Raw genomic sequence first — 11,929 nt, 5'->3', positions numbered from 1 at the left:
GCAGTTTTGATCTCGGTTTTATCCATCTCTTTTTATTTTAAAGATACAAAATAAAACGCTATTATAAACTATAGCCAAATGAAAAAGAAAGTATACAAAGGGATTCCCTACTCTTTGTGGAACCCTTTTACGGAAATGGACCAGTTCCTGGGATACCTGGGATTTGGTCCCATAGTGATCACCCGCGGAGAAGGGCCCTATGTCTATGACGACAAGGGTAGAAAGCTGATCAACGGCTTCTCCTCACTCTGGAATGTTGCTGTTGGCCACGGTCGCAAGGAACTCATTGATGCAGCCCATAAACAGATGACAGAGCTGGCCTATGCGTCCTGTTTCAGGCAAACTCACCCCAGGGCCATGGAACTGGCAGATAAGCTGGTGCAAATCTCTCCTTCGCAATACCAGTATGTCTACCTGGGGACCAATGGTTCCGAGGCTGTTGAAACTGCCTTGAAGATCGCAAGGCAGTATCACAAACAGGACCCCGGAAAGCAGGACCAGAGCAGATTTAAAATAGTCTCTCTCAAGCACTGCTATCATGGGGTGTCGTATGGGGCCATGAGTACTTCGGGCCTTGAGGAGGAAAAGGACAAATTCGGACCGGTACTCGATGGATATGTGCAGATAGATCCGCCTTATTGCTATCGTTGTCCCTATGGAAAGAGTGGATACCCGGAATGTGACCTTGTCTGTGCAAAAGCACTGGAAGCAAAGATACAGAAAGAGGGACCGGAAACCATGGCTGCTTTTATTATGGAGCCCATCATGGGAGCCTATGGCTATATCACTCCCCCTGAACAATACTACGGGGAGGTGGGCAGGATCTGCAGGGAGCATGGGGTTCTTTTTATCGTAGATGAAGTGACCACCGGATTCGGAAAAACCGGAACGCTGTTTATGAGTGAAAGCTGGGAACCCCAGCCTGACATCATGTGTCTTTCCAAAGCCATCAGCAGCGGATATCTTCCCCTGGCTGCGACCCTTGTAACCGAGTCCGTATTTGAGCGGTTTTTGGGAGAGGGAAATAGTCTGGAACATGGTTCCACGGCCAGTGGTCACCCGGTATGTGCCGCAGTGGGATTGGCCAATATTGACTTGATCATCCATGAGAAACTGCCCGATAACGCTGCACGGGTCGGACATTATCTGATGGACAAATTGCAATCGCTCGGCTTGAATAAGAAAAACATGGGAGAAGTACGTGGAAAAGGACTCTTAATTGGGATTGAATTGGTGAAGAATAAAGAAACCCGGGAGCCTCTTCCTGATGACCTTGTCCAGGAAATTGGGCTGGATGCTGCCTCCCGCGGACTTCTCCTTTACTTCCGGCACAACATCCTGGGCATAGTGCCTCCCCTGATTATCGATGAATCCATTGCTGATAAAATTGTTTCAATTTTGGATAAGGTGATTGACACCAGTACTGCCGCTAATCTGAAACGTAAAGCCCGTCTTGCCAAAGAGTTGACGGTGACGAAACTAACATCCTGATCCCTGTTTGAGTACCTGCTCCAGGTATCCCAGAACAAACACTGCCGGGGCATTCCAGTTCAGGCACACCTCGTTGGAGGCATAACTTTCCACCACATCTGCATAGGATCTGGCCGGTAAATCGGATACATAATTTAGCTCCTGACGGTCCTGTTGATGCATATTGGGACCACCCGGAATGAATCCCGGGACCGGTTCATCAATATCATCGGCCCCGCTGGGACGGTGATGGGGATTCATAACCTGTTTCGACCCGAAACCTGTAAGGAAACAGTAGCCGGTGGCATTTTTCCCGAAAATATAATCGGTGTTTCTTAAGGCACCATCGAGGTACTTTTGTTCACCGCTCAGATGATGGGCGATGCAGAGGATCACGGCCTGGTTCAGTACATCGCTGTTGGAACCCCATTCAAAATGGTCGATACTGATCCCGTAAGGTATGGATCCCATTTTTGACAGGATCTCATCGGAGAGGGACAGGTGCTTTTTTATCAGTTCGTCATTTCTTCCGTTGATCAGCAGGGTATGAAAGCCCATATTCCTGATGAAGAATTTCCAGCTGTTTGTGATCTGGTGGATGTAAGGCTGCTCATAGCGGGTCAAAGATTCCAGATAGGTATCTTTCCCGGTGGTAATAAAGAGTTCGGCTGCTGCCCAGTAGAAATCATCACTGAATTGATCGTCCCCGTACTCCCCGGTGTGCGCATCCGGCGGATTTCTGTAGGGGAGATTACTGTTTTCCCCGGCCCAGTTCCAGGCGTCTTCTGCAGCGACCAGCGCATCGGAAGAGAAGTCAGGATCCACCTCAGCATATATTCTGGAAGCCAGGGCCATCAAAGCTGCAAAATTAAGACTGGCCGCTGTTCCTTTTCCAATGATATAGCGGTCGAGGTCATAGTCCTCAGGCATGATAAATGCTGCAAAATCCAGGGCAGTTAACTTATGAAACACGCCCCCGTCTTCGTCCTGCATGGTCATCACCCAGTCCAGTTCATAGCGGATCTCATCCAGCAGATCGGGGATGCCATTGCCGCTTTCCGGTATATTTAAGTGCTCCCCGGGAATGGCCGGCAGCCCGCCGGTATACTCCTCCGTACGGCTCCTCAATAGCCATGGAGGCCCGTTGGAAATAGAAGCTTTTGATAGAAGCATCCAGGGCAGCTTCATAAACACCCTCTGCGATCTCAAAGGGTGGGGAAGTCAGTCCGGTATTCAGCTGAATGGTGAAGGTTCCTGTTTCACTCAGGTCTGAGAAATCCCCCTGGAGGATGTGTTCTCCCGATTTGTCCCAGGCCCCCTTATCAATGAGTTTTCCCTCAAAGGCTTTTTTTCCCCTTCTGTCCAGGATCTGAAAAGAGCTGGCCTCATAATCTGCCACCAAAAACTCTTTAAGGGCACCGGGATAGTATCCCACCTGGTTCATGCGGATGCATAGATGCTTGTCGGTTTCAGCAGGGGGAACAGAGGAATTGCAGGCAGAGAATAGAATGACAATAAGGGCCGGCAGGTATAAGCTTGGTTTCATCTTTGGTGTTTGTCAGGGTAAACGGCAGAATGATGGTTAAATGTAAGAAATTTGAAAAAAACGGGCAATCAGATCCCATGAAGGTATTGAAGGAAGAGAAAAACCTGTTCGCTGATTCCCCTGCCTAATCCCTTAGTCTGGTCAGCTGAAAACCGGATTATTCGGTCAGGAAAGGCGGGAAAGGATAGCGGTCCGGAGTGACCAGGGTTCCTGTGGTAAGTGTCAGCGGGAATTCGGAATCCGGATCGAACACCACTTCCACCAGGGCTCCTTTATAGCCGCTTTCAGGCGGGCTAACCGGAACGATATAAGTGCCCTCTCCGTTTTGCTCCAAGGCCTCCATTTTCCAGGCCTCCTCTCCAATCACATAGAGCTTAAAGTCGCGGTCTTTCTCATTCACCGCCTCCCAGAGGCGGATCTGATAGTTGCTTTCCGGGTCCACCTGTGTATAAATGGTATCATTGCTGATATGCCATTGAAAGGCAGGTATTTTCAAATCGCTTATGGTGCTCCGGTAAAAAGCAACCAGACTTTGAGGAAGGTAAGAGCCATGCAGGCCGTGCCCCACATTGGGGATATATTGCAGGAAGTTTTCCCCCTGAAGCTCCTTCCAGTAAAATTGCCAGGAGTCGGTGACAAAAAACTCATCACAGGTGGCATTGATCAGAAGCTTGGGCATGGCCAGGCGCTCCAGGAACTGGTAGGGTTCTACCAGTTTCAGCATGGCCAGGAATTCATCGGTATAGATCCAGTTCATAATGCCTTGGTTTTTATAAGGATCAATGGCAGGGGCCCACTCTCCGTAACACTGCCAGTGGTGATTGAATGAGGGAATGATATTGAGCAGATCAATCACCACCGGAGCAATGCCTATCACCCTTTCATCCACCGCCGCCACCGTCCAGGTGGTCCATCCCCGTTTAGATGCCCCGGCCACAAAAAATCCGTCTATTTTCTGATGATCGGATTCGCATATTTCCTCTGCCACATCCATGGCCCTGACCACCGCACGGGTCATGGGGAATCGGGGCAGCCAGATCTGCAGTTCCTCACCGGCTCCGCCCTCCAGAAATTGCAGCCAGGCAAAGGCGATCAATTCGTCTTCGAAGAGTCCCTCCAGGCTATCCCCTGTAAAATCGATAGGTTGAAAGGGGATATTACTTATATGGGATACCACCGAACCCGTGGAAAGGGCTGCTTGTATCATATCTTCGGTAGCTGCAATGGGGATGCTGTCGCCTCTCCAGCCGCCCCCGGTGAGCATCAGGGATTCAGATTCTTGAATGTCATCGGGGACTACCATGGTGAGCCAGTGCCACCATTCCGGTTCATCCACCTCCTGGCTGCTCAGCCAGGTTCCGGAGACCATCTTAATCCTGTATTCGGTCCAGGATTCTCCCTTCAGCCTTTCAACAATGTCGTAGCGGAAGGCGGGATCTTCCTGCTTCACATAAGCTTCCAGGGGAAAGGAGGATGTGGTGGATGTGGCCTGCTGCTCCTGCCTGGCGCAGGCAGCCAGGACAAGCAGGGCAACTAACAGGGCCATATAATTTTTCATAGCTTAAGGATTAAAGGTTTCAGTATAACAAGTTATAAAATATTGCCCGTTGACCGGCAGCGGAATATTTCATAGTTTTAAGGACAACTTAAATTACTTCGGAGATGACTTTTCTTTTTCTATTCGGTGGCGGATTGCTTCTTACACTTTTTGTAGTCCTCTTTATCTTTCTGATTCCGCTGCTGGCGCTGATCAGCGCACTTATGAATGATTTTCCTGGAAATGAAAAGATTATCTGGGTATTGATTATTCTCTTTCTTCCCTTCCTGGGATCTGTGCTATACTTCCTGATCGGAAGGAATCAACGGATGTCCAGGTAAGGAGCAGATAATTCCTGGCCAGGAAATCTACCGGCCCAGAAATTTCCGCCTGCTTCCCCGGGTGGCTTCGCTGGCTTTGATGTTTCCTCCTCCCCAGCTAAGTCCTGACTTTTTTTCCCGAAGGGCAAAACTACCTTCCGCTCTTTTTATTTTTTTTGCTTCTTCACCGGGGAGCTCCCGGGACCTGGATTCCTTTTCTTTCCTTTTCCTGGCCTGGAGCCTGTAGTCCAGAATATTCAGTATCAGGAATGTGGACAGGGTAAGCGAGGTCAGGACCAGAACCAGGATCAAAAAATCCCGGTCCCTGTATTGTCCGGTGATCCATCCGAAAACAGCCACCGTCAGGGTGACCAGTACTAAAAAAAGTTTCACGATCGCTTTCATCATTCGTATCTTAAGGTATCTACCGGGTTGCGGGCGGAAGCCCGCAGGGTAATTCCAGCGGTGGTGATCATGGCGCTCAGCAGGATGATCACTCCTCCCAGAAGTACGATCCACCAGGAAAAGGAGATGCGGGTTGCAAAATTTTGCAGCCAGAGCCTGCTAACATACCAGGTCACCGGGATGGCTAAGTCTATTGCGACGGCCACCCAGACCAGCAGTTGTTTCCCCAGCAGCAGTACAATCTGCCATCTGTGGGCCCCGTTTACCTTCCTGATCCCGATTTCCCGGATGCGTAAACGGTTCAGGAGCGACACCAGTCCAAACAGGCCGATATTGGAAATAACAATGCTCAGAATGGTAAAGATGGCCAGCAGTTTACTCTGGTTAATATCGTTGCGGTACATCTGCTCCACAGTCTGGTCGAGGAAGCTATACTCGAAGGGGATGTTATCAAAGAATTTTTCATAGGTATCCTGGATCTGAATGAGCGCACCGGACAGATCGCCTGTATTCAGTTTCACATTCATATAACCCCGGTTGCCTGTCATAAAGTAAAGTGCAACGGGTCTGGACTCCTCATGCAGGGAGTTAAATTTCCCGTTTTTAACTACGCCAATAATTTCAATTTCCCGAATCCGCTTGCCGGTCAGGGAGTCACCCATGCCCAGAAAGCCGATACATGCTTCATTGAGGATCACTCCACTCTGGGGATCGGTGGGCCTGTCCCGATCAAAATTCCTCCCTTCTTTAAGCTCCATCTGCATCAGGGGAAGGTAGTCGGCATCAATGGCGAGCAGCGAGACTATTTTTGAGGCCTCCTGTCCGTCTGCATCAACTTTGAAGTGAGAAGTGGCAAATACCTCTCCCGGCACATTGCTTGAATAAGCCACTTCCCGGACCACGGAGCTCTTTTTTAACTCTTGCTTAAAAGAGAAAATCTTTTCCAGGGCTACTCCCTCGGCATGGAGTTTTACCTGAACAATGTTATCCGTATTAAATCCAATCCCGGCTTTGAGGAGGTATTGCACCTGCCTGGTGATCAGTAGCGAGGAGATAATCAGGATCACAGAAAAGGTGAACTGAATGACAATGCTTCCTTTTCCAAAACCATAGCGCTTTATCTTTGCTCCCAGGCTGGAATCGCCTTTCAAAAGGTGGATGGGCTGGCGATATACTCTGCTGATTATGGTGAGTATGAAAGCAAGGGAAATGGCAGCAAGGACCAGCAGGGTCAATAGCAGAAAGCTGGCTGTCCGGAATCCGGATTGCATCAGGGTACCACTCAGCCGACCCGTAAACCAGGTCTCTGCTGCAGTGAGCATAAACCAGGCTACAGCTACTGCTATGACAATAAGTATGAGCGATTCCGTAATCAGCAATTTGAAGATGTGAAATCGTTCGGCCCCGTTGATCTTGAAGATCCCCAGGCTGTGGGTCCGGGATGCCAAGGAAGCGGAAAGCAGATTGGTATAATTCAGCAGGGCAATTAACAGAAGGAACAGTCCGGCCGCCATCAGCAGATAGCTGTAAGTCCGGTTGCCTTTTGGGAGATCATAGGTGTACTGGGGGGTGAAATGCAGATCTGGCAGGGCAGTGATAATTAATTTGAAATCGGCCTTCAGAAAGTTTCCGAATTGAGCCATGTGTTTTTCATAAAAGGCGGGGAATGCATGCTCCACTTCGCTTATTGAGTTATTTTCTCCAAGCAAAATAAAACTATAGGCAAAGGGCCTCCAGTAATTCTCTGAATCCTCAGCATCCAGTAACTCCAGTACGGGAGGGCTCAGAGATTTCATAGAAAGGAGCATATGCAGTTTATGGTGTACATTGTCGGGGAGGTCTTTGGTAACCCCGGTGACCTCATATATCCTGTCATTATTGATCTTAAGCTGCCTGCCGAGGACATCGGCCGAGCCAAAATATTTCTCTGCGAAACTCTCTGAAATAACTGTCTGTCCCTCAGTTAGCAGGGCATTTTGAGGAGTACCATACAGGAACTGCAGGGGAAAGAGTTCAAACACCGTAGTATCAGCAAAGTAGACATGATCTTCGAAAAAGATTTGTTCCCCTGCATGGACTAAGCATTTTTCATCAAAAGAAACCAGGCGGGCCATCTGCACCACGGCCGGAATTTCCTCTTTCATTACCGGCGCCAGGCGGGGGCCCAGCTGGGCATGTATGTTCTCGTTGTCGGGCAGATTGATCTCTCCGCTTAGCCTGTAAACACGGTCCCGGATTTCCAGGTGCCTGTCATAGCTCCTTTGATAGCTCACCTGGGAGTATATGACGAACAGGCTGGCAAAGGCCAGGGAGAATCCCAGGATGCTCAGGACGGAATATGCGGGTTGCCTGACCAGGTATTTAAATGCGATAGTGATATAGGTACGTATCATTGCTCTGTTTGTTCTGTGCTTTACTACTATCAGTTAAGGATTGCTCCATCATGGAGATTGATGATCCGATGAGCATAGCTGGCATCCTTCAGGGAGTGGGTAACCATCACCACCGTTGCCCCCTTGCGGTTGTGCTCGGTAAGCAGATCCATGATTGCGGTCCCGTTCTTTGAGTCCAGGTTCCCGGTAGGCTCATCGGCCAGGAGCAGCCGGGGCCGGTTCACAATGGCACGCGCAAATGCTACCCCTTGCTGTTGTCCACCCGAAAGCTGTTGAGGGTAGTGCCGGCCGCGGTGCCCCAGCTTCAGAGAATCCAGAATCGCCCCAACACGCTCCTTACGCTCCTTACGCTTTATTCCCTTGAAGATCAGGGGAAGCTCCACATTTTCGGATACATTCAATTCATCAACCAGGTTGAAATTTTGAAAGATGAAACCTATATAGCCCCTCCTGAGCCTGGTCATTTCATTTTCAGACAGCGGGCTGGATTGGAATCCGTTCAGTGAAATGCTTCCGGAAGTGGGCCGGTCGATGAGGCCCAGGAGGTTTAGAAGGGTCGTCTTTCCACAGCCGGAGGGCCCCATAATGGCTACAAATTCTCCCTTCGCTATAGTCAGATCTATGGCTCTGACTGCGGTGGTTTCTACGGAATCCGATTTAAAGCGTTTAGTCAGCTGCGTGGCCTGGATGATGATTTCTTTCATGAAGATGTCGTTTTATAGCCTCTGATTCCCGGGGCGCCAGCAACCTTACCAATGCTGTGCCACCTGGCTAAGTTCCTTGTTTTATGATATATATGATTAGCTGCAACTTCGTTAATGTCCATGATTTGGACAACAGACTGTCAAATATTTGGACATTTTATTGCTTTTAATTTTATCCGGATGTAGTTTTATCGCATGACCGAAGCCCGCATACTGGTCGTGGATGATAACCGGAATGTACGGACGGCACTGGATCTTCTGCTCTCCAGGGAGTTTTCGGGGGTGACCTGTCTCAGCAAGCCGGGTCAGCTCCTTACTGAATTGCAGGGAGAATCTTACAGCGCTGTATTGCTGGATATGAATTTTACTGCAGGTCAGAACACAGGTAATGAAGGGCTCTTCTGGCTGAGGGAGGTCAGAAAACTGGACCAGGATCTTTCGGCGGTTTTAATTACCGCCTTCGGGGATATTGAACTGGCAGTAACCGCTCTCAAAGAAGGTGCCGTAGATTTTGTATTGAAGCCGTGGGACAACCAGAAATTGCTGGCTACCATGCGCACTGCGGTCCGGCTTACCGATTTCAGGCGCCAGGTCAAATCGCTTCAGAAAGACAAGGAGTCTCTGAAGGCTGGATTAAAAACAAAGTCCGCCCGCTTTATTGGAAGGTCACCGGTCATATCCCGGGTGATGGAGATGGTTGAAAAGGTGGCGGCCACCCCTGCCAATGTGCTGATCACAGGCGAGAACGGGACCGGGAAGGAGTTAATTGCCCGGGAGATCCATGAACGTTCCGACCGTTCCCGGGAGATTTTGGTGAGTGTGGACCTGGGAGCAGTACCCGATTCCCTTTTTGAGAGTGAACTGTTTGGACACATGAGGGGAGCTTTTACCGATGCCCATACCGATCGCATCGGAAAAATAGAAGCGGCCCACCGCGGAACGCTCTTTTTTGATGAGATTGGCAACCTTTCCCCAACGCTGCAGGCCAAACTTCTGAATGTCCTGCAGAACCGCACTATTACCAGGCTGGGAAGTACAGAGGTAATTCCGGTGGATATTCGTCTGATCTGTGCGACCAATATGAACCTGGAACGGATGGTAGAGGAGGGCAGCTTCCGGATGGACCTGCTCTACTGCATCAATACCATCGTGGTAGAACTTCCTCCCCTGCGTGAGCGGGGAGATGATGTGCTGCTTCTGGCTGCCTGTTTTCTCCATTATTTTAGCAGGCGCTATAACAAGCCCGGACTGAGGATGGACAAAACGGCCGAAGCGGCACTTAAGAAATGGTCCTGGCCCGGAAATGTCAGAGAGCTCCAGCACAGCATGGAGCGGGCAGTGATCCTGGCAGAGGGAAAGACCATCGACAGGGAGAGCTTCCAGTTTACAGTCGCTGGCACGCACTCTTCCGCATCCCTGGATGGAAGCCTGGAGGAGGTGGAGGCCAGGCTGATTGGATATGCCCTGCAGAAGAACGGAGGGAATATGACTGCTGTGGCCTCCCGGCTGGGAATTTCCCGGCAGACCCTCTACAATAAAATAAAGAAATATGGGCTTTAAACCTCATTAGAATACTCTGGCGGTATTCATCATTCTCCTGGTGATCAGCGCGACGCTGCTGGGCTGGGCACTATGGTCCTCAAGGATCCATCTGGCCATCCTGCTGGGGATCTCCGTGTCGGTGCTCGGGGTATTGCTCTATATGCAGCTGACCCGCTGGAACCGGGAGGTATTATTCTTCTTCAGGGCACTTGAGAATGATGACACCTCCATCAAGTACAGCTCCACACAACGAAGCAGGATCATCAATGAGTTGCACCAACACCTGAACCGCCTGAATGACAGTTTCCGGGAGATGAAACTGAGTAATGAGAGGCAGGAGCAATACTTTGGCCGGATCCTGGAGCATTTGTCAAGCGGACTGATGGTTTTTTCGAAAACCGGGTATATAAACCACATTAACGAGGAGGCACTCAGGCTTCTGAACTTGCCTCAACTTACCCATATCGGGGCTTTGTCTCAATGGTATCCGGGTCTCTGCAGGAAGATGGAGGAGATGAATTCGCTGGACCGTTCAGAACTTACTTTTCAGGATAGGGAGACCGGCCTGAACAGAGTTTTAGGCCTTCAGGCCGTAGAGGTCCACCTGAAGGGAGAGGATCTCAGGGTGATAACCCTCCAGGACCTTTCTGCCGGAATGGAACGCAAAGAAATTGACGACTGGATCAGGTTGATCCGGGTCATGAGTCATGAGATCATGAATTCCCTGGCGCCCATTACCTCCATCTCCACCACCCTGAAAGAGATATGGGCGGAAGACGAAATCATCGTGGCCGGAACTGAGGTGCCGGCGGCTGCGGTTCAGCAGACTCTGAAAGGATTGAATGCCATTGCGGAACAGAGTGCAGGGCTTACCACTTTTTTTGAATCATACCGGGTCCTGTCCCGAATCCCCGATCCAATCCTGAAAGAGTTCGTTGTTTCTGATTTGTTTGAAAAACTGGAAAGCCTGACAGAGCACTATAAGGGACATTCCGGTCTCCGGATATCTTTTGAATGCCCGCCTTCTGAACTGAAGATCCATGCCGATGAGCAGATGATTACCCAGGTGATGCTGAACCTGGTTAAGAATGCGGTTCAGGCGGTGGAGGGGAGAGATCAGGCGGAAATTGTGCTTTCTGCTGAATCAGAAAAAAACCGGATAGTTCTGAAGGTAACCGACAACGGGGAAGGCATTCCTCCAGAAATATCCGATCAAATCTTTATGCCTTTCTTTACCAACCGAAAGAGAGGAACAGGAGTGGGTCTCAGCTACAGCCGCCAGGTGATGGCTATGAACGCTGGACGGATCGAGTTTGACTCCCAACCCGGAAGAACCCGGTTCAGACTCGTGTTTTAGCTTAAAAGGCGAGACCGATGGCGATTCCCAGCCTGATCCCAAAGCCGTCCGCGCCGGAAATCTGTCCCGTCTCCACATCTTCGGCTGATCCACTGATCGACCGGAAGGCATACACAGGCCCTACCCAGGCATCGATGACGATGAGGTCTTTCAGAACCGCTTGTTTTCCAATGTTAATGGCAAATCCCAGGGAGGTCAGTGTACCTTCCACATTTTCTACAGGATCCTCAACGGTGAGGCTCATGTAACGAAAGTTGGGAGCCAGATAGGTTCCGTGGGGTGCAGGAGTATCAGACAGGTAGTACCTGAATTCGGGGGTGATCCCGATCCCGCTCAATTTAGTATCGATGTCTCCGGGACTGTAAGCGGTATAGAAAAAGCCCAGCTGGGCACTCATATTTTCATTAAGCGCCCTCTCATATTTGAGAACCCCCGTTCTGAGGAAAGCGCTGAAAAGGTCGGTCTTGACCGTATTCATCTTCTGCGCACTCAGTCCGGCAGAGATGATAAGCATACTGAAAGCCAATAAGGTTATTTTTTTCATAATTTATCACTACTGTCCGACTAAAATAACATAAAAAAGAGAAGGGTACTCCCCGGAGGTTTCCCCTTCATGTTGTAGTTTTGTTTTTGGGAAATAAAACACAACATGAGT

The 11,929-nt window shown here is 49.9% G+C and carries 11 protein-coding genes; 4 read left to right on the top strand and 7 right to left on the bottom strand.

Features of this window, described 5'->3' with window-relative positions:
- Window positions 1-78 precede the first annotated feature (78 nt).
- Window positions 79-1,491 carry an aspartate aminotransferase family protein gene (locus tag P1P86_16200; GenBank protein ID MDF1576728.1) on the top strand — a complete coding sequence of 471 codons (1,413 nt, stop codon included), beginning with the start codon at window positions 79-81 and terminating at the stop codon, window positions 1,489-1,491.
- On the opposite strand, the gene P1P86_16195 is transcribed toward P1P86_16200, so the two are convergent.
- The 3 genes from P1P86_16195 to P1P86_16185 form a co-directional block, all read right to left on the bottom strand.
- A complete protein-coding gene (locus P1P86_16195) occupies window positions 1,480-2,598 on the bottom strand; it encodes a glycoside hydrolase family 9 protein (GenBank protein ID MDF1576727.1) in 1,119 nt (372 codons plus the stop codon). The genes P1P86_16200 and P1P86_16195 overlap by 12 nt on opposite strands.
- Window positions 2,495-3,016, bottom strand: coding sequence for a cellulase N-terminal Ig-like domain-containing protein (locus P1P86_16190; GenBank protein ID MDF1576726.1), 522 nt, complete (start codon window positions 3,014-3,016; stop codon window positions 2,495-2,497). The genes P1P86_16195 and P1P86_16190 overlap by 104 nt, the downstream gene beginning before the upstream one ends.
- Window positions 3,017-3,173: 157 nt before the next feature.
- Entirely contained in the window at window positions 3,174-4,574 is a 1,401-nt protein-coding gene (locus tag P1P86_16185) for a PhoPQ-activated protein PqaA family protein (GenBank protein ID MDF1576725.1), read from the bottom strand.
- A gap of 104 nt (window positions 4,575-4,678) precedes the next feature.
- Between P1P86_16185 and P1P86_16180 the strand changes: the two genes are divergently transcribed.
- A complete protein-coding gene (locus P1P86_16180) occupies window positions 4,679-4,894 on the top strand; it encodes a PLDc N-terminal domain-containing protein (protein ID MDF1576724.1) in 216 nt (71 codons plus the stop codon).
- A gap of 27 nt (window positions 4,895-4,921) precedes the next feature.
- Here P1P86_16180 and P1P86_16175 read toward each other — a convergent pair whose 3' ends face one another.
- From P1P86_16175 to P1P86_16165, 3 genes are read right to left on the bottom strand one after another with little or no spacing between them, the layout of a single operon-like run.
- Window positions 4,922-5,278: a hypothetical protein gene (locus P1P86_16175; GenBank protein ID MDF1576723.1), complete on the bottom strand. Its 357-nt coding sequence runs from the start codon at window positions 5,276-5,278 to the stop codon at window positions 4,922-4,924.
- Window positions 5,278-7,671, bottom strand: a complete 2,394-nt coding sequence (locus P1P86_16170) for an ABC transporter permease (GenBank protein ID MDF1576722.1) — start codon at window positions 7,669-7,671, stop codon at window positions 5,278-5,280. Before P1P86_16170 ends, P1P86_16175 begins: the two co-directional genes overlap by 1 nt.
- Window positions 7,672-7,700: 29 nt before the next feature.
- Window positions 7,701-8,363 carry an ABC transporter ATP-binding protein gene (locus tag P1P86_16165; protein MDF1576721.1) on the bottom strand — a complete coding sequence of 221 codons (663 nt, stop codon included), beginning with the start codon at window positions 8,361-8,363 and terminating at the stop codon, window positions 7,701-7,703.
- 207 nt (window positions 8,364-8,570) lie between these two features.
- Between P1P86_16165 and P1P86_16160 the strand changes: the two genes are divergently transcribed.
- Both P1P86_16160 and P1P86_16155 read left to right on the top strand, forming a co-directional pair.
- Window positions 8,571-9,935 (top strand): sigma-54 dependent transcriptional regulator, encoded by a 1,365-nt coding sequence (locus P1P86_16160; GenBank protein MDF1576720.1) that lies wholly within the window; start codon window positions 8,571-8,573, stop codon window positions 9,933-9,935.
- Window positions 9,936-9,975: 40 nt separating this feature from the next.
- Window positions 9,976-11,274, top strand: coding sequence for an ATP-binding protein (locus P1P86_16155; GenBank protein ID MDF1576719.1), 1,299 nt, complete (start codon window positions 9,976-9,978; stop codon window positions 11,272-11,274).
- Window position 11,275: 1 nt separating this feature from the next.
- Here the strand turns inward: P1P86_16155 and P1P86_16150 are convergent, their stop codons facing one another.
- Window positions 11,276-11,818, bottom strand: coding sequence for a DUF3575 domain-containing protein (locus tag P1P86_16150; protein ID MDF1576718.1), 543 nt, complete (start codon window positions 11,816-11,818; stop codon window positions 11,276-11,278).
- Window positions 11,819-11,929: the final 111 nt, after the last annotated feature.

This window comes from Bacteroidales bacterium, from assembly GCA_029210725.1.
GTDB lineage: Bacteria > Bacteroidota > Bacteroidia > Bacteroidales.
Note: the sequence above shows the minus strand (reverse complement) of the source record. Positions and strands in the feature narration are given on the sequence as shown.